General features: G+C 66.5%; 13 protein-coding genes. 8 read left to right on the top strand and 5 right to left on the bottom strand.

The genetic code is table 11. The annotated features are described in order from the left end of the window. Nucleotides 1-59 precede the first annotated feature (59 nt). The 3 genes from U9J41_RS07265 to U9J41_RS07255 form a co-directional block, all read right to left on the bottom strand. On the bottom strand, nucleotides 60-1244 hold the full coding sequence (locus tag U9J41_RS07265; RefSeq protein ID WP_322401424.1) for a trans-sulfuration enzyme family protein: 1185 nt from the start codon (nucleotides 1242-1244) through the stop codon (nucleotides 60-62). Nucleotides 1245-1252: 8 nt separating this feature from the next. Next, nucleotides 1253-2629 carry a cystathionine beta-synthase gene (locus tag U9J41_RS07260; protein WP_322401422.1) on the bottom strand — a complete coding sequence of 459 codons (1377 nt, stop codon included), beginning with the start codon at nucleotides 2627-2629 and terminating at the stop codon, nucleotides 1253-1255. Between the two features lie 594 nt (nucleotides 2630-3223). Further along, on the bottom strand, nucleotides 3224-4807 hold the full coding sequence (locus U9J41_RS07255) for a right-handed parallel beta-helix repeat-containing protein (RefSeq protein WP_322401421.1): 1584 nt from the start codon (nucleotides 4805-4807) through the stop codon (nucleotides 3224-3226). A gap of 200 nt (nucleotides 4808-5007) precedes the next feature. Here U9J41_RS07255 and U9J41_RS07250 point away from each other — a divergent pair, with 200 nt between their 5' ends. Next, on the top strand, nucleotides 5008-5445 hold the full coding sequence (locus tag U9J41_RS07250) for a hypothetical protein (RefSeq protein WP_322401419.1): 438 nt from the start codon (nucleotides 5008-5010) through the stop codon (nucleotides 5443-5445). An 82-nt stretch (nucleotides 5446-5527) separates the two neighbouring features. Continuing rightward, nucleotides 5528-6484, top strand: coding sequence for a sensor domain-containing diguanylate cyclase (locus U9J41_RS07245; protein ID WP_322401417.1), 957 nt, complete (start codon nucleotides 5528-5530; stop codon nucleotides 6482-6484). A gap of 83 nt (nucleotides 6485-6567) precedes the next feature. Here U9J41_RS07245 and prpR read toward each other — a convergent pair whose 3' ends face one another. Then, nucleotides 6568-8226, bottom strand: a complete 1659-nt coding sequence (prpR, locus tag U9J41_RS07240) for a propionate catabolism operon regulatory protein PrpR (protein ID WP_322401416.1) — start codon at nucleotides 8224-8226, stop codon at nucleotides 6568-6570. A 167-nt stretch (nucleotides 8227-8393) separates the two neighbouring features. Here prpR and U9J41_RS07235 point away from each other — a divergent pair, with 167 nt between their 5' ends. Both U9J41_RS07235 and U9J41_RS07230 read left to right on the top strand, forming a co-directional pair. Next, complete coding sequence (locus tag U9J41_RS07235; protein ID WP_322401414.1) at nucleotides 8394-8723, top strand: DUF485 domain-containing protein; 330 nt, start codon at nucleotides 8394-8396, stop codon at nucleotides 8721-8723. Continuing rightward, on the top strand, nucleotides 8720-10387 hold the full coding sequence (locus U9J41_RS07230) for a cation acetate symporter (protein ID WP_322401413.1): 1668 nt from the start codon (nucleotides 8720-8722) through the stop codon (nucleotides 10385-10387). The genes U9J41_RS07235 and U9J41_RS07230 overlap by 4 nt, the downstream gene beginning before the upstream one ends. Nucleotides 10388-10579: 192 nt before the next feature. Here the strand turns inward: U9J41_RS07230 and U9J41_RS07225 are convergent, their stop codons facing one another. Continuing rightward, nucleotides 10580-11698 carry an alpha/beta hydrolase gene (locus U9J41_RS07225; RefSeq protein WP_322401412.1) on the bottom strand — a complete coding sequence of 373 codons (1119 nt, stop codon included), beginning with the start codon at nucleotides 11696-11698 and terminating at the stop codon, nucleotides 10580-10582. A gap of 242 nt (nucleotides 11699-11940) precedes the next feature. Between U9J41_RS07225 and prpB the strand changes: the two genes are divergently transcribed. The 4 genes from prpB (at nucleotide 11941) to prpF (ending at nucleotide 18017) form a co-directional block, all read left to right on the top strand. After that, entirely contained in the window at nucleotides 11941-12831 is an 891-nt protein-coding gene (gene prpB / locus U9J41_RS07220; protein ID WP_322401410.1) for a methylisocitrate lyase, read from the top strand. Nucleotides 12832-12844: 13 nt separating this feature from the next. Then, nucleotides 12845-14005, top strand: coding sequence for a bifunctional 2-methylcitrate synthase/citrate synthase (gene prpC, locus U9J41_RS07215; protein ID WP_322401408.1), 1161 nt, complete (start codon nucleotides 12845-12847; stop codon nucleotides 14003-14005). A 169-nt stretch (nucleotides 14006-14174) separates the two neighbouring features. Further along, nucleotides 14175-16775, top strand: coding sequence for a Fe/S-dependent 2-methylisocitrate dehydratase AcnD (gene acnD / locus U9J41_RS07210; protein ID WP_322401406.1), 2601 nt, complete (start codon nucleotides 14175-14177; stop codon nucleotides 16773-16775). A gap of 51 nt (nucleotides 16776-16826) precedes the next feature. After that, entirely contained in the window at nucleotides 16827-18017 is a 1191-nt protein-coding gene (prpF, locus tag U9J41_RS07205) for a 2-methylaconitate cis-trans isomerase PrpF (RefSeq protein WP_322401405.1), read from the top strand. The last annotated feature ends 56 nt before the right edge of the window (nucleotides 18018-18073 follow it).

Genomic DNA, 18073 nt, shown 5'->3' with positions numbered 1-18073 from the left:
TGCGTGCATCGCCGCGGCACACGCAACATTGGGTCCTGCCTGCGCAGGGACGACGGTTTTCAAATAGCGGCCAACGCCCGCGCCAGGTCTGCCCGCTGGTCGTCGACATGCTCGATCCCGACCGACAGCCGGATCAACCCATCGCCGATCCCCAGCCGCGCGCGCTGCTCCGCCGGAATCGTCGCATGCGTCATGATGGCCGGATGCTCGATCAGGCTCTCGACGCCGCCGAGGCTCTCGGCCAGCGTGAACACCTCGCACTGTTCGAGGAAGCGGCGGGCGCCGGCGATGTCGGTGTCGAGGTCGATGGAGATGATGCCGCCGTAGCCGTGCATCTGGCGCCGCGCCAGTTCATGCTGGGGATGCGCGGCGAGGCCCGGGTAGTAGACGTGCCGGACCTTGGCCTGGCCCTGCAGCCACTGCGCCAGGTCGAGCGCGTTGGCGTTGCTGCGTTCGACGCGCAGCGCCAGCGTCTTGATCCCCCTGAGCACGAGGAAGCTGTCGAACGGTCCCTGGATGGCGCCGACGGCGTTCTGGATGAAGCCGAGGCGTTCGCGCCAGGCCTGCTGGTGCGCGTGGCCGCCGACGACGGCGATGCCGCCGATGACGTCGGAGTGGCCGTTCATGTACTTGGTGGTGGAGTGCACGACGATGTCGATGCCCAGTTCCAGCGGCCGCTGGTTGATGGGACTCGCGAACGTGTTGTCGCACACCGTCATCACGCCGCGCCCGCGGCATTGTTGCGCGATCGCGTGCAGGTCGGCGAGCTTGAGCATCGGGTTCGTCGGTGTTTCGACCCACACCATCTTGGTCTCCGGCCGCAGCGCGTTCGCCAGCGCGAGCGGGTCCGTCAAGTCGACGTAGGTGAACTCGTGGCCGGCGCTCACGCGGCGCACGCGTTCGAATAAACGGTAGGTGCCGCCATACATGTCGTCGCCGGCCACGATGTGGGAACCGGCCGGCAGCAGTTCGAGCACGGCCGCGATGGCCGCGAGGCCGGACGCGAACGCATACGCGGCGCCGCCGCTTTCGATGTCGGCCACGCAGCGCTCTAGCGCCCAGCGCGTGGGGTTGTGGGAGCGGCCGTAGTCCAGCCCCTTGTGCACGCCCGGGCTTTCCTGGGCAAAGGTCGAGGTCGCGTAAATGGGCGGCATCACGGCGCCGGTGGCCGGGTCGGGAGCCTGGCCGCCGTGGATCACGCGCGTGGCGATATGGCGTTTTTGGGTGTCGTCTGGATGGCTCACAGGATTCCTCACGTCAGGGTCCGGCGCAGGTGGTTGAGAAGGTCGAAGCGGGTGATCAGGCCGTAGAACTGGTCGCCGTCGGCGATGACGGCGGTCAGGCCGCGGTCGAGGATGTCGCGCAGCTGCTGCATGCCGGCGGACGGCGCCAGCGTCTGCAGGTCGGACGTCATCGTACCGGAGACGGGCGCCTTGAAGCGCTCGCGTTCGTTCGTCACGTGCAGGAGCAGGTCGGATTCGTCGATCAGGCCGACGAGCTTGCCGCGCTCCACCACCGGCATCTGCGCGAGGTCGGCGCTGCGCATGCGGTTGAAGGCGGTCAGCAAGGTGTCGGACGGGGCGACGGTCACGACTTCGCCGTCGTCGAAGCGGCGCCCGATCAGGTCGCGCAGATCGCCCATGCGGGGACGGTGCAGCAGGCCCTGGTCGACCATCCAGCCGTCGCTGTACACCTTCGTCAGGTAGCGCGTGCCCGTGTCGCACACGAAGGTCACGACGCGTTTCGGCGTCGTCTGCGCCCGGCAAAAGCGCAGTGCGGCCGCGAGCAGGGTGCCGGTCGACGAGCCGGCCAGGATCCCTTCCTGGCGCAGCAGGTCGCGCGCCGTGTTGAAGCTCTCCTCGTCGCTGATCGAATACGCCGTTTTTACGCGCGACATGTCGGCGATGGACGGGATGAAGTCCTCGCCGATGCCTTCCACGGCCCACGAGCCGGAGACGTCGCTCACCTTGCCGGTCCTGACGTAGTCGGCCAGGATCGAGCCCTGCGGGTCGGCCAGCACGAATTCCACGTCGGGCTGCACGCGCGCGAAGAAGCGCGACAGGCCGGTCAGCGTGCCGGACGAGCCCACGCCGACGACGATGGCGTCCAGCTCGTGGCGCATCTGGTCCCAGATCTCGGGGGCCGTCGTGGTCTCGTGGGCTTGCGGGTTGGCGGGATTGTTGAACTGGTCGGCGAACCAGGCGCCGGGGATCTCGCGCGCGAGCCGGGCCGCGTAGTCCTGGTAGTACTCGGGATGCCCCTTGCCGACGTCGGAACGGGTGAGGTGGATTTCGGCGCCGAGCGCCTTCAGGTGCAGGATTTTTTCGGAGGCCATCTTGTCCGGCACGACGAGCACGACGCGATACCCCTTGATGCGCGCGACGAGGGCGAGGCCGAGGCCAGTGTTGCCGGCCGTCGCTTCGACGACGGTGCCGCCCGGCTGCAGGCGCCCGTCGCGTTCCGCCGCCTCGATCATGGCGCGGCCGACGCGGTCCTTGATGGAGCCGCCGGGGTTCTGGGACTCGAGCTTGAGGAACAGGCGGCAGGGGCCGGTGTCCATGCGGGTGACTTCCACCATCGGGGTATTGCCGATCAGAGAAAACAGTGCAGCTTGCGACAAGTCTTGCATATTGCCTCCGTGTGAACGGGCGGGCGCACCGCGGCATATCGCCGGGCCCGTGCGCGCGCCTCGTGAGCGCCGCGTGCGAAAAGCTGGCACCGATCGGGCACCAGGCCGTAGTAAAAAAATAATAATACGGCTTTTCGCGCGCGTGTGGGTTGGGCCGCGTTAAGGCGGACCTGGCATACGCGTGGTGGGTCGATCGGGGAACGTGTGGCAAAAGCCGCTTGCTTGCTGTGGGAGCAACGAGCTCGTACACTGGGGGGCGTCCACAGTCCGCAATCGGACCAGGAGCGGACGTTCAAATTTGCAGAAGACCAGGTCGCTTTTTAGCCAAGACCCCTGTCCTGTTCCCTTGACCTTCGGTATAAAAACTGGCCGGACATCTTTTCGCTGCCGTTCGCTCAAATCGGCTATTTGATCCTCTGCGGTTTGGCTCAAGCTTGGCTACTGTTCATTCTTACGCAGCGATTGCTGCGGTCCACGAACTCAAGGTAATTACGATGTCCGTTTCATGACGCCGGCGCCGTCCAGCACAGTCCCAGGGGCCGCGTCGAGCAACCACCCCGCGCCGGGCAGTGCTTGTCCACGGTGCCGAGGTGCTCAACGAGCGGGGCGAAAGCTGCACGTCTTGAGTGAACCGTGGGCGGGGTCGCCGAAGCTGGCGTTCGAGCAGGTGACGGGGCCCGTGAATACCTTGGTCACGTTTTCGGTTTCGGTACCGTAACGCACGCGATTGGTGCCGCTGAGCTGGCAAATCGCGCCCTCACCGGCGCAAGGCGTCCAGGCGCCGACAGCCGCGGTTTTCCGTACCGCGGCCGGCGCCGCCGTCGTGACGCTGGCATAGCTGCAGGTCTTGGCGAGGGCATGGGCCGGGTCGCCGAACGCCGCGGTCGTGCAGGGCGTCGATGTGGTCACGATCTTCGAGGTGTACAGCCCCTTGCCGCCGAAACGCACTTCACGCGTGCCGCTGAAGTGGCAGGACTTGCCTTCGGCGGCGCATTCGGTCCAGGTGACCGGTTTCGCGCTGGCCCTGGCGCCCGGTTGCTCATACGCGCCGACGTCGAGCGCGCCGGCCACGGGACGTTCCTCGCCCGACGCGACGTCCTTGTACTGCCCGGTAGGCGCCAGTGGGACGCCGGCGGCCGACCTGCCCGGGTCGGCGCCCGCGTCGATCACGAGCGCGCTGGCAAAACGCCGCAGGCTGTCGGTGGCATGGTCGACGGCGCCTGCTGCGAACGCACGATAATTGTTCTTCAGTACCGCAGTGGCCTGCGTGCTCAATGCGCCTTCGCCGACGAAAATATTGTTCTGGATGAGCGCGGGCGTCGATACCTTGCCGCTCACGAACAGGAAGGTGCCGCCGGCAAACTCGTTGACCACCGTGTTATTGACGAAGTACAGGTCCTGGGACGGATTGGTCGGCCCTTCCTCGCCGTATGCGACGATCGCCGGATTTTGATTGGCGGCCGGCTGCTCGATGACGTTGCCGATGACGTAGGATGTGCCCGCGCTCGGGAGGTCGATCTCGTAGCTCGGCTGGCCCGAGGCCGTGCTGCCTTTCTCGCCGGGATTCGTGCTCGAGAAGCGGCTGTAGACGATCGTGTTCGTCATCGCGCGCGACTTCAGGTTGTGGCCGACGTTCGCATCGTGCGAATAGCTGTAGCGGAAGGTCAGGCTCTTGACCTTGCCGATGTACAGGTTGTGCGTCTGGCCGGCGCCGCCGAAGCCGTTGTGCCCGAACTCGGTGTATTCGATCAGTATGTCGCTGTTCTCGTTGCGGTTGCTGAGTATGCCGTTCTCGTTATCGTGCAGGAAGCTGTTGCGCAGCGTGAAGTTGGTGCCTTCCAGGCGCAGCGCCGCACCGTTCTGGTCGGCTACCTTGGCGCCGTACATCTCGACGTTGTCGACGACGACGTCGTTGCCGGTGACGACCCAGGTGCCCTTGCCGCTGTTTTCCTTGCCGGCGGCGTCGATCCGCGGGCGGCCGTTCACGCCGCGGATAGTCAGCTTGTTGCCGGCGATCTTGCAGGCGTCGCCTTTATACGTGGTGCCGCCTTCGATCTCGATCGTGTCGCCGTCGCGGGCCGCGGCGATGGCCGCGCACGGTGCGGAAAAGGTTTTCCCGGGGCCGACGGACAAGGTGGCGGCAGAGGCGCTGCCGATGAAGACTGCGGCCAGCGACATGGCTGCGATCGAGCCGGATAGGGTGGGTGTGTTATGCATGGACTGGAGAATATCACTGCGTGGTGTCGGGCGTCGAATGCGAAACGGCTGACGCAATGTGGACAGACAATTCTCGGCCAAAAGCGGCCGTTGTGACTTTGTGTGCATTATCGGGCCGCCGAACCGTGTACGCTGCGAACTTCGGTATTTTCGGAAGCATGATGAAGAAGCGTTTTTTTCAGAAACAGTCGATTGGATTTGCTCCGCTCGCCTCGGCGCGCGACTGGGCAATTGTCGCCGTCATTGTTGCGGGCGTCCTGAGTTTGCGAGAAATCGTCTTGCTGTTTTCACTCATGGACCGGGAGGACTTGCGAATCACATTGACCGGCGCATGTATCGGCATGCTCCCGTCGGTCTTGATGTGCTTGCCGGTGCATGGTGTCGTCGACGAACTGTCACGCGATGCGCTTCGATCCTTCCTCGGTTCGATGAAATTCATTCGGCTTGTCGAACAAAACGGCACCCGGTTCTATACCCAGAACACACCTTCCTGGATGCGGTGGGACTCGAACCGCGTCGCGGTCAGGCCGCTGCCCGACGGGCAGTTGGGCGTCACGATGCCGTTTTACTGTTATTGGACCCTGAAGCGACGGCGCTGAGTCGCAGCCCCCGCGCTTTTTCTCTTGACGAAAGACGGTACGCTCGGCACACAATGGTTGCCATTTCGACCGCCTACATGTCATGACGCCTTTACCTCCCGATTTCCAGCCCGTCGCGTGCGACGATCCCGGCGTGTACCGCACCTTGCTGGAATCGACCAGGGCGATCCCGTGGCGAATCGACTGGGCCACGATGCGCTTTACCTACATCGGTCCGCAAATCGAAGCGCTGCTGGGATGGAGCCCGGCAAGCTGGGTGTCCGTGAACGACTGGGCCGATCGCATCCACGAGGAAGATCGCCAGAAGACGGTCGATTTCTGTGTGGCGCAGTCGCAGCAGGGTGTCGACCACGAGGCGGACTACCGGGCCGTCACGCGCCAGGGCGACTATGTCTGGATCCGGGACGTGGTGCATGTGGTACGCCGCCCGGACGGCAGCGTCGACTCCCTGGTCGGCTTCATGTTCGACATCACGGCGCGGAAACAGGCCGAAGACAAGATCCTGCAACTGCAGCGCGAGCTCGAGCTTCTGTCCTTCCGCGACAGCCTGACCGGTGTCGCCAACCGGCGCATGTTCGACACGCTCTATCCGGTGGAATGGGCCAAGGCGCGCGACACCGGGCACCCGCTGTCGCTCGTCATCATCGACATCGATTATTTCAAGCAGTACAACGATCACTATGGTCACATGCAGGGGGACGAGTGCTTGCGCCGCGTGGCCCAGGCCCTGGACGCGGCCGCGTCGCATCCGGGCGACCTGTGTGCGCGCCTCGGCGGCGAGGAGTTCGTCCTGCTGTTGCCGGGCACGGACGCGGACGCCGCTCGTAACAAGGCCGAGCGCTGCCGCAAGCTGCTGCGGCAAGAAGAGATTCCGCATGCCCGTTCGGGTGTCGGCCGGCTGGTGACCGTCAGCATGGGCATCGGTACCATCGTTCCCGGCGCCGAGGACGACCGCAATGTCTTCCTCGACCGGATCGACCGCCGGCTTTATCAGGCAAAGTCCGCGGGGCGCGACCGGCTCTGCGACGTCGAGGCGTAGCAGTCTGATCGAACCGGCGTCGGGCGTGGGTGACTTAACGACCGGGTTGCAGACACTGCGGACGGTCGCGAACGCCCGGGATCTCAGTTCCCCGCCTTGAGCCGCCGCCACAACGTCGTCCGGCTGATGCCCAGGTAGCGCGCGGCCGCGTCGCGCTGGCCGTCGAAGCGCGCCAGCACGTCGGCCACGGTGTCGCGCGCCAGCACGTCGGCCACGGTGTCGCGCGCCGGGGCGGCGGGCGGCGGCGCGATGGCAGGCGCGATGGCGGGCCCGGTCAGCGGCGCGCCGAGTTCCGGCGCCACCGACAGCAAGAACGCCGGCGTCAGCGCCTGCAGCGGCTCAGCCGCGAGGAACAGCGCGAGGCGTTCCATCAGGTTGCGCAGTTCGCGCACATTGCCCGGCCAGGCATAGGACTGCAGCAGCGGGGCACAGGCCGCGATTTCCGCCGTCAGGTTCGGATGCGGCCGCGCGCTCAGCGCGGCGAGGGCGTTCTTGAGCGCCCATTCGGCGAGCGGCGGGATGTCCGCGCGGCGTTCGCGCAGCGGGGGCAGGGCGAGGCGCAGCACCGCCAGGCGGTAGAACAGGTCGGCGCGGAAGCGGCCTTCGCGTACTCTCGCCTCCAGGTCGCAGTGCGTGGCGCTGATCACGCGCACGTCGATGGGGACCGGGCGCGTGCCGCCCACGCGCATCACTTCGCGCTCCTCGAGCACGCGCAACAGGCGCGTCTGCAGCGCGAGCGGCATTTCGCCGATCTCGTCGAGGAACAAGGTGCCGCCGTCGGCCGCCTCGAACAGGCCCGCGTGGCCGCCGCGGCGCGCGCCCGTGAACGCGCCTTCCTCGTGGCCGAACAGTTCCGATTCCAGCAGCGACTCGGCGATCGCGCCGCAGTTGACGGCGACGAACGGCCGGTCCGCCCCGCGCCGCGGGCTCTCGCGATGGATGGCCTGGGCGACGAGTTCCTTGCCGCTGCCCGTCTCGCCCTGGATCAGTACCGTCGCCGGCGAGCGCGCGTACAGCACGACGGTCTGGCGCAGCCGCTCCATGGCGGGCGATTCGCCGCGCAGGTCGGCGAGGCCGCGCCGCGCGCGGCGGCTGTCGTCGGCGGCGGCGCGGCGTCCGCGGCCGCTTTCGAGCCGGGTCAGGCGCGCCATCTCGAGGGCGTCGTCGAAGGCGCGCCGGATCGACTCGAGCGAGTACACGAAGACGGGCGTCAGGCCCGCTTCCTCGGCCAGGTCGACGATCAGCCCGGCGCCGACGATCACCTCGACCCCGGCCGCCTTGAGCTCGGCGATGCTGGCGCGCGCGTCGTCTTCCGTGACATAGGTGCGCTGTTCGACGGCGAGAGTGAACGTGGCCGTGAACTCGGCCAGCTCGGCCACGGGTCGCTGGTAGTGGACGAAGCCGATGCGCGCGGAGATGCGCCGCGCGCGCGCCAGCGCTTGCATGACGTCGAACCCGCTCGCGGTGGCGACGACGACCGGCACCGACACGCGTCCCTTCAGGTACGCCGCGTTCGACCCGGCCGCGATCACGACGTCGCAATGTTCCGTCGCCATGCGCTCGCGGATGTGGCGCGCGGCCTCGTCGAAGCCCAAATGCAGCGCTTCGATGTGGGCCAGGTGGTCGTAGTCGGGGGTGATGTGGCGGAACAGGTCGGACAGGCGCGACACGGACACCGTCCAGATCACGGGCTTGCCGGCGCCCTGGTCCGGCGCGGGCGCGGGGCGGGTGGGATAACTCATGTTGCAAGTGTAACCGAAGGTGCAACCGATGTTCCATTTTTGTTTCACGCTGAAACTGTTGAGCGTAAACATTTCCGCCTGCCGTAAGAATCGGGTAAGGCGGCCCACTTAGGATCGATATCAGCCCGTCAACCTGAACGGCGTATGACTAAAAAACGGAGACAAAAGTGGAAGATGATATTGTCCAGCGGGTCAAGAGCGACCCCAATTACCAGAAGCTCGTCCGGACCCGCTCCCGCTACGGCTGGATGCTGACCTGGGCCGTGATGATCGTGTACTACGGCTTCACGCTGCTGAACGCGTTCGACAAGGGGTTCATGGCCTCGAAGATCGGGTCCGGCGTCATGTCGTGGGCCGTGCCGCTCGGCCTGTTCGTGATCCTGTTCACGATCGCGATCACCGGCATGTACGTGCGCCGCGCCAACAATGAATTCGACGCGCTGACCGACGCCATCCAACGCAACGCCGCCGCCGGCAAGGAAAAGGTCAGCGCATGAAGACGACAACCCTCATCCGCAGTGCCGCCGCCGCGGCCCTGCTGGCCGCCACCGGCGCCGCGCTCGCGTCGCCCGACCTGGGCCAGGCCACCAAGCAGGCCACCAACTACACGGCGATCGGCATGTTCGTCGTGTTCGTGATCTTCACCCTGTTCATCACGAAGTGGGCCGCCAAGCGCACCCGCTCCGCCTCCGACTTCTACACGGCCGGCGGCGGCATCACCGGCTTCCAGAACGGCCTGGCGATCGCCGGCGACTACATGTCGGCCGCCTCGTTCCTGGGCATTTCCGCCGCCGTGTTCGCGAACGGCTTCGACGGCCTGATCTATGCGATCGGCTTCCTCGTCGGCTGGCCCGTCATCACGTTCCTGATGGCCGAGCGCCTGCGCAACCTGGGCCGGTTCACGTTCGCCGACGTGGCCGCCTACCGCTTCGCCCAGAAGCCGGTGCGCATGTTCGCGGCATCGGGCACCCTGGTCACCGTGCTGTTCTACCTGATCGCGCAGATGGTCGGCGCGGGCCAGCTGATCAAGCTGCTGTTCGGCCTGGACTACTGGATCGCCGTCGTGATCGTGGGCGTCCTGATGATGGTCTACGTGCTGTTCGGCGGCATGACCGCGACCACCTGGGTGCAGATCATCAAGGCCGTGATGCTGCTGGCCGGCGCCACGTTCATGGCGTTCTCCGTGCTGGCCATGTACAACTTCAGCCCGGAAGCGTTGTTCGCCAAGGCCGTCGAAGTGCACACCAAGCATGATGCGATCATGGGCCCGGGCGGCTTCATCAAGGACCCCATATCCGGCATCTCGCTCGGCATGGCGCTGATGTTCGGCACGGCCGGCCTGCCGCACATCCTGATGCGCTTCTTCACCGTCCCGAACGCCAAGGAAGCGCGCAAGTCGGTGCTGTGGGCCACCACCTGGATCGGCTACTTCTACATCCTGACCTTCATCATCGGCTTCGGCGCGATCGTCCTGGTGAGCACCAACCCGGCCTTCAAGGACGCCGCCGGCAAGCTGCTGGGCGGTAACAACATGGCGGCCGTGCACCTCGCGAACGCGGTCGGCGGCGACGTCTTCCTCGGCTTCATCTCGGCCGTGGCCTTCGCGACCATCCTGGCCGTCGTGGCCGGCCTGACCCTGTCCGGCGCCTCGGCCGTGTCGCACGACCTGTATGCCACCGTGATCAAGAAGGGCCAGCCGGCCCCGGGCAGCGAACTGCGCGTGTCGAAGATCACGACGGTCTGCCTGGGCATCGCCGCCGTGCTGCTGGGTATCGTGTTCGAGAAGGTCAACGTCGCGTTCATGGTGTCGCTGGCCTTCGCGATCGCTGCCTCGGCCAACTTCCCGGTGCTGTTCATGTCGGTCCTGTGGAGCAAGTGCACGACCCGCGGCGCGACCGTGGGCGGCTTCCTGGGCCTGGCCACGGCCGTGGGGCTGACCGTGGTGTCGAAATCGGTGTGGGTCGACGTGTTCCACAACACGGCCGCGATCTTCCCGTACACCTCGCCGGCGCTGTTCTCGATGACCGTGGGCTTCGTCGGCGTCTGGCTGTTCTCGGTCACGGACAAGAGCCCGCGTGCCGCGATCGACAAGGCCGGCTTCGAGGCGCAGGAAGTGCGTTCCGAGACCGGTATCGGTGCCTCGACCGCATCGGCGCATTGACGGGTTGATGCACGCAACCGCGGCTCGGGGAGCCCGCCCTACGGTTTGCGATGATGTTGGTCGACGCAAAAACGGCGGGCTTGGGGGAGCCCGCCGTTGGTTCGCCTTGACGTAGGGCGGGCATTTGAGGCCGGGGGCCTCAAATGAAACGTGCACACGAGAATTCGACCCGCCGCGTGCGGGTCTTTTCGTTTACGGCGCCACGTCCCCGGCCTTTTCCGCGAACGGCCGCGCGTAGCGCACGAGCGAGATCAGCGTCTTGCCCGGCTCCTCATTGAACATCTCGTGCGCCGAGTTCTCGAACCACACGAGCTGCTTCGACGGCGCCTTCACCTTCGCGAACCATTCCGCCGTCGCGGACGACGAGACGTTGTAGTCGTGCCGGCCGTTGAAGATGACGATCGGGCAGTCGAACGTCGTGTAGACGCTGAAGTCCTGCGTGAGCACGTCCGTCAGCATGCGGCTGCTCGAGAAATCCGTGCCTTCCCACATGGTCTTCAGGTCGGCATCCGTGTATTCCGGCGCCAGCTTCGTGGCCGCCGATTCCGCGTCGAAGTCCGTCCGGCCGTACACGGCGCCGCCGTAGCGTGCGAGCCATTTGCGCTGCAAATATAAATCCTTGAGCACGAGCGGCTTGCCCGGCGCGGCGTACGGCGCGATCGATTCCAGGTCGCGGATGGCCTGTGCATTGCCCTCGCGTCTGGCCGCATCCATCGCGAACTGCCAGCCGCGGCGCTCGCTCTCCATGCCGTCGGTGATCTGGGCCAGGCCGATGTACGCGTGCAGCCAGTCCGGATGGCGCCGCGCCAGCTGGATGCCGAGCGACGAGCCCCACGAGTGGCCGAGCACGAAGATGCGGTCCTTGCCGAATTCCTTGCGCAGCCACGCCACCATCTCCTCGGCATCGAGCAGCATGCGCGCGCGGGTCATCGTCGGCGCGACCTTGGCCGGATCGTTGGCCGCATAGGTCTTGCCGGCGCCGCGCTGGTCCCACTGCACGACCGTGAAATATTCTTCCCAGCCGCGCTGGAAGTACCAGCTCGTCGGCATCGACACATAACCCGGACCGCCGTGCAGCATCAGCAGCACGGGATTGCGCAGGTCCGTGCCGCGCACGCTGATCCACTGGTCGATGCCGCCGATGCGCACGGCCCGCGTCTCCTCGACGCCGTGCGGGGTGACGATGCGGCGCATGTCGGCGATGATCTTGACCGCGTCCGCGCGGCTGTCCGGGCCGGCGGCGCCGGCGGGCGTGGCGATGGACAGGCCGGCCGGCAGCAGGGCGCACAGCCTGGATGGGTGTCTGAACATGGTCTCCCCGGTGATGAGTGGTCGCGCGAAGTCTGTTCAATTTCATGGGGTGTGTCAATCGCCCCGCTTGTTTCATCGCTGTTTCATATTGAAACGCCCTGCAACGAATTGCCGACGGCCGGGCTTGCCGCGCGGGCCCAAGTCCTTGAAAATCCAGGCTGTCCGCGTTCGGCAACGATTGGCACGGTCTTTGCAATGCATGGACCATAATCCAACAGACCCGCTACGAGAAAGGTAAGGACATGAGCCAACAATCCGCCGGCGCCAAATTCCGCCAGGCCGTCCAGGAAGAACATCCGCTGCAGGTCATCGGCGCCATCAACGCCAATCACGCCCTGCTGGCCAAGCGCGCCGGCTACCGCGCCATCTACTTGTCCGGCGGCGGCGTGGCGGCCGGGTCGCTGGGCTTGCCCGACCTCGGCATCAGCGGCCTGGAAGACGTGCTGATCGACGTGCGCCGCATCACCGATGTGTGCGACCTGCCGCTGCTCGTCGACATCGACACCGGCTTCGGTGCGTCGGCGTTCAACGTCGCGCGGACGGTCCGCTCGCTGATCAAGGCCGGCGCGGGCGCCTGCCACATCGAAGACCAGGTCGGCGCCAAGCGCTGCGGCCACCGTCCGGGCAAGGAGATCGTCACGCAGGGCGAGATGGTCGACCGCGTCAAGGCCGCCGTCGACGCGCGCACGGACGACAACTTCGTGATCATGGCGCGCACCGATGCGCTGGCCGTCGAAGGCCTCGACAAGGCCGTCGAGCGCGCGGTCGCCTGCGTGGAGGCGGGCGCCGACATGATCTTCCCGGAAGCCATCACGAGCCTGGAGATGTACGCGCAATTCAAGAAAGCGGTGAAGGTGCCGATCCTCGCCAACATCACGGAATTCGGCGCGACGCCGCTGTTCACCGTGGAAGAGCTGCGCGGCGCCGACGTCGACATCGTCCTGTATCCGCTGTCCGCGTTCCGCGCCATGAACAAGGCCGCCGAAAACGTCTACGAAGCCATCCGCCGCGACGGCACGCAGAAGAACGTCGTCGACACGATGCAGACGCGCGCCGAACTGTACGAGCGCATCGACTACCACAGCTACGAACAGAAGCTCGACGCGCTGTTCGCCCAGAATAAATCCAAATAAAGGAAACCGAGCGATGACCGACGTGAAGACCGACACCCCAACCTTCAAACCGAAAAAATCCGTGGCACTGTCCGGCGTCGCCGCCGGCAATACCGCGCTGTGCTCCGTGGGCCGCTCCGGCAACGACCTGCACTACCGCGGCTACGACATCCTCGACGTCGCCGGCAACAGCGAGTTCGAGGAAATCGCCTACCTGCTCGTGCACGGCAAGCTGCCGAATGCGGCGGAACTGAAGGGCTACAAGGCCAAGCTGAAATCGCTGCGCGGCCTGCCGCATGCGGTGAAGGCCGCGCTGGAAGCGCTGCCGGCCGGCGCGCATCCGATGGACGTGATGCGCACGGGCGCGTCGGTCCTCGGCTGCGTGCTGCCGGAAAAGGACGACCACAACATCGCCGGCGCGCGCGACATCGCCGACCGGCTGATGGCGTCGTTCGGGTCGATGCTGCTGTACTGGTATCACTACAGCCATAACGGCAAGCGCATCGACGTGGAGACGGACGACGACTCGATCGGCGGCCACTTCCTGCACCTGCTGCACGGTACCAAGCCGTCGGACGAGTGGGTCAATGCGATGCACACGTCCCTGAACCTGTACGCCGAACACGAATTCAACGCGTCGACGTTCACCGCGCGCGTCGTCGCCGGCACCGGTTCCGACATCTATTCGGCCATTACCGGCGCGATCGGCGCGCTGCGCGGTCCGAAGCACGGCGGCGCCAACGAAGTCGCGCTCGACATCCAGAAGCGCTACGAAAACGCGGACGAAGCGGAAGCCGACATCCGCAACCGCGTGGCGAACAAGGAAGTCGTGATCGGCTTCGGCCACCCGGTCTACACGATCGCCGACCCGCGCAACAAGGTGATCAAGGAAGTGGCGCGCACGCTGTCGCACAGCGCCGGGTCGATGAAGATGTTCGACATCGCCGAGCGCCTCGAGTCCGTGATGTGGGACGTCAAGAAGATGTTCCCGAACCTCGACTGGTTCTCGGCCGTCTCGTACCACATGATGGGCGTGCCGACGGCGATGTTCACGCCGCTGTTCGTCATCTCGCGCACGTCGGGCTGGTCGGCCCACGTCATCGAGCAGCGCATCGACAACAAGATCATCCGCCCGAGCGCGAACTACGTCGGGCCGGAAGACCTGCAGTTCGTGCCGCTGGCCGAGCGGAAGTAACACCCGAAACGCAAAACCGTCGCCCCCGCGGAGGCGGGGGCCCAAGTACGATGCGGGCCGGCGCACTGAAATTGGATCCCTGCCTGCGCAGGGACGACGTGCTGTTGGCGCGGCCTGGCGCAAGCAATTCCACGGTTCGCAAACATACCGTCTAACGAGGTTCCTCATCATGAACAGCAACTACCGCAAACCCCTGCACGGCACCGCCCTCCATTACTTCGACGCGCGCGCCGCCGTCGACGCCATCCAGCCCGGCGCCTGGGACACCCTCCCGTACACCTCGCGCGTCCTCGCCGAAAACCTCGTGCGCCGCTGCGACCCGGTCGCGCTGGTGCCGTCGCTGAAGCAGATCATCGAGCGCCGCCGCGACCTCGATTTCCCGTGGTTCCCGGCGCGCGTCGTCTGCCACGACATCCTCGGCCAGACGGCCCTCGTCGACCTGGCCGGCCTGCGCGACGCCATCGCGCAGGAGGGCGGCAATCCGGCGCTGGTGAACCCGGTCGTGCCGACGCAGCTGGTCGTCGACCACTCGCTCGCCGTCGAATGCGGCGGCTTCGATCCGGACGCCTTCACGAAAAACCGCGCCATCGAGGACCGCCGCAACGAAGACCGCTTCGACTTCATCGAATGGACCCGCAAGGCCTTCGAGAACGTCGACGTGATCCCGCCGGGGAACGGCATCCTGCACCAGATCAACCTGGAGCGCATGAGCCCCGTCGTGCAGGTGAAGGACGGCGTCGCGTTCCCGGACACACTCGTCGGCACCGACTCGCACACGCCGATGGTGGATGCGCTGGGCGTGATCGCCGTCGGCGTCGGCGGCCTGGAAGCGGAAAGCGTGATGCTGGGCCGCGCGTCGTACATGCGGCTGCCGGACATCGTCGGCGTCGAACTGGCCGGCAAGCCGGGCGAGGGCATCACCGCGACCGACACCGTGCTGGCGCTGACGGAATTCCTGCGCAAGTCGAAAGTGGTGTCCGCCTACCTCGAGTTCTACGGCGAAGGCGCCGCGAACCTGACCCTGGGCGACCGCGCGACGATCTCCAACATGGCTCCGGAATACGGCGCCACGGCCGCGATGTTCGCCATCGACGAGCAGACCATCAAATACCTCTGGCTGACGGGCCGCGACGATGAACTCGTGAAGCTGGTCGAGCTGTATGCGAAGGAAACGGGGCTGTGGGCCGACACGCTGCGCAATGCACAGTACGAACGCGTGCTGCGCTTCGACCTGTCGACCGTCGTGCGCAACATCGCCGGTCCGTCGAACCCGCACAAGCGCGTGGCGACGTCGGAATTGGCGCAGCACGGCATCACGGGTGTCGTCGAGAACGAACCGGGCAAGATGCCGGACGGCGCGGTGATCATCGCGGCCATCACGAGCTGCACGAACACGAACAACCCGCGCAATATGGTGGCCGCGGGCCTCCTCGCGCGCAACGCGAACGCGCGCGGGCTCGCGCGCAAGCCGTGGGTGAAGTCGTCCCTCGCGCCGGGCTCGAAGGCCGTGCCGCTGTACCTGGAAGAAGCGGGGCTGTTGCCGGAGCTGGAGACGCTGGGCTTCGGCGTCGTCGCCTTCGCCTGCACGACGTGCAACGGCATGTCGGGCGCGCTGGACCCCGCGATCCAGCAGGAGATCGTCGAACGCGACCTGTACACGACGGCGGTCCTGTCGGGCAACCGCAATTTCGATGGCCGCATCCACCCGTATGCGAAGCAGGCTTTCCTCGCGTCGCCGGCGCTCGTCGTCGCGTATGCGATCGCGGGCACGATCCGCTTCGACATCGAGAAGGACGTGCTGGGCACCGACGCGGACGGCAAGCCGGTGCGGCTGGCCGACATCTGGCCGAGCGACGCGGAGATCGACGCCGTCGTCGAGCGGGCCGTGAAACCGCAGCAGTTCCGCAAGGTCTACGACATCATGTTCGCGCGCCGCGAAGCGGGCGATGAAGCGGTGTCGCCGCTGTACGACTGGCGCCCGATGAGTACCTACATCCGGCGTCCGCCGTATTGGGAAGGCGCGCTCGCGGGCGCACGGTCGCTGGCGGGCATGCGGCCGCTGGCGGTCCTGGGCGACAACATCACGACGGACCACCTGTCGCCGTCGAACGCGATCATGCGCAGCAGCGCGGCCGGCGAATACCTCGCGAAGATGGGCCTGCCGGAAGAAGACTTCAATTCGTACGCGACGCACCGCGGCGACCACCTGACGGCGCAGCGCGCCACGTTCGCGAACCCGACCCTCAAGAACGAGATGGTGCGCAACGCGGACGGCAGCGTGCGCGCCGGTTCGCTCGCGCGCATCGAACCGGAAGGTAACGTGACCCGCATGTGGGAAGCGATCGAGACCTACATGGAACGCAAGCAGCCGCTGATCGTGATCGCCGGCGCGGACTACGGCCAGGGCTCGTCGCGCGACTGGGCGGCGAAGGGCGTGCGGCTGGCCGGCGTGGAAGCCATCGCGGCCGAGGGCTTCGAGCGCATCCACCGCACGAACCTCGTCGGCATGGGCGTGCTGCCGCTGGAATTCGAGCCGGGGACCACGCGGCTCACGCTGGGCATCGACGGGACGGAGACGTTCGACGTCGTCGGCGAGCGCACGCCGCGCGCGACCCTGACGCTCGTGATCCACCGGCGCGATGGCGAGACCGTCGAGGTGCCGGTCATCTGCCGTCTCGACACGGCCGAGGAAGTGTCGATCTACGAGGCGGGCGGGGTGCTGCAGCGGTTCGCGCAGGACTTCCTCGCGTCTTCCAAAGTCGCGGCATAAAAACACCGTCGCCCCCGCGCAGGCGGGAACGACGGGGAAACGGAAACTCTTATGACTCACGTACCCCAAATCAAGATCCCCGCCGTCTACATGCGCGGTGGCACCAGCAAAGGCGTGTTCTTCCGCCTGCAGGACCTGCCCGACGCGGCGCAGGTCCCTGGCGCGGCGCGCGACAAGCTGCTGTTGCGCGTGATCGGCAGCCCCGACCCGTACGCCAAGCAGATCGACGGCATGGGCGGCGCGACGTCCAGCACGAGCAAGGCCGTCATCGTCGCGCCGGGCACGCGGCCCGGCCACGACGTCGACTACCTGTTCGGCCAGGTCGCCATCGACAAGCCGTTCGTCGACTGGAGCGGCAACTGCGGCAACCTGTCGGCCGCGGTCGGCCCGTATGCCATCGCCAACGGCTTCATCGATCCGGCGCGCATCCCGGACAACGGCATCGTCACCGTGCGGATCTGGCAGGCGAACATCCACAAGACGATCGTCGCCCATGTCCCCGTCACGAACGGCCAGGTCCAGGAGACGGGCGACTTCGAGCTCGATGGCGTCACGTTCCCGGCGGCCGAGGTCCAGCTGGAGTTCATGGACCCGGCCGCGGACGAGGGGGATGGCGGCGGCGCGATGTTCCCGACCGGGCATCTGGTCGACGACCTCGACGTGCCCGGCGTCGGGACACTGAAAGCCACGATGATCAACGCCGGCATCTCGACCATCTTCGTCAATGCGGCCGACATCGGCTACACGGGCACGGAGCTGCAGGACGCCGTGAACGGCGACCCGAAAGCGCTGGCGATGTTCGAGACGATCCGCGCCTACGGGGCGATGCGCATGGGGTTGATCAAGCACGTGGAAGAGGCCGCGCTGCGCCAGCACACGCCGAAAGTCGCCTTCGTCGCACCACCCGCCGGCTACACGGCGTCGAGCGGCAGGCGGGTCGAGGCGGGCGACGTCGACCTGCTCGTGCGCGCCCTGTCGATGGGCAAGCTGCACCACGCGATGATGGGCACGGCGGCCGTCGCCATCGGCACGGCGGCCGCGATTCCGGGCACGCTCGTCAGCCTCGCCGCGGGCGGGCGCGCGCATGAGGCGGTGCGCTTCGGCCATCCGTCCGGCGTGCTCCGCGTCGGCGCAGAAGCACGCCAGGAGGGCGGCGACTGGGTCGTCACGAAGGCCGTCATGAGCCGCAGCAGCCGGGTGCTGATGGAAGGCTGGGTACGCGTGCCGGGCGACGCGTTCTGAGACCGTTGCTGCGCCACGTCAGTTGCTGAAATTCATCTTTATAAACGATAAGTTGC

The organism is Massilia luteola (genome assembly GCF_034420155.1).
GTDB classification, from domain to species: domain Bacteria; phylum Pseudomonadota; class Gammaproteobacteria; order Burkholderiales; family Burkholderiaceae_D; genus Telluria; species Telluria luteola.
This window is presented reverse-complemented; position numbering and strand designations above follow the sequence as displayed.

Coding starts and splice junctions, on each gene's coding strand:
- prpB (WP_322401410.1), top strand. CDS start 11,941: ATGAGCCAACAATCCGCCGGCGCCAAATTCCGCCAGGCCGTCCAGGAA.
- U9J41_RS07250 (WP_322401419.1), top strand. CDS start 5,008: ATGAAGAAGCGTTTTTTTCAGAAACAGTCGATTGGATTTGCTCCGCTC.
- prpF (WP_322401405.1), top strand. CDS start 16,827: ATGACTCACGTACCCCAAATCAAGATCCCCGCCGTCTACATGCGCGGT.
- U9J41_RS07225 (WP_322401412.1), bottom strand. CDS start 11,698: ATGTTCAGACACCCATCCAGGCTGTGCGCCCTGCTGCCGGCCGGCCTG.
- acnD (WP_322401406.1), top strand. CDS start 14,175: ATGAACAGCAACTACCGCAAACCCCTGCACGGCACCGCCCTCCATTAC.
- U9J41_RS07255 (WP_322401421.1), bottom strand. CDS start 4,807: ATGTCGCTGGCCGCAGTCTTCATCGGCAGCGCCTCTGCCGCCACCTTG.
- U9J41_RS07260 (WP_322401422.1), bottom strand. CDS start 2,629: ATGCAAGACTTGTCGCAAGCTGCACTGTTTTCTCTGATCGGCAATACC.
- U9J41_RS07230 (WP_322401413.1), top strand. CDS start 8,720: ATGAAGACGACAACCCTCATCCGCAGTGCCGCCGCCGCGGCCCTGCTG.
- prpR (WP_322401416.1), bottom strand. CDS start 8,226: ATGAGTTATCCCACCCGCCCCGCGCCCGCGCCGGACCAGGGCGCCGGC.
- U9J41_RS07245 (WP_322401417.1), top strand. CDS start 5,528: ATGACGCCTTTACCTCCCGATTTCCAGCCCGTCGCGTGCGACGATCCC.
- prpC (WP_322401408.1), top strand. CDS start 12,845: ATGACCGACGTGAAGACCGACACCCCAACCTTCAAACCGAAAAAATCC.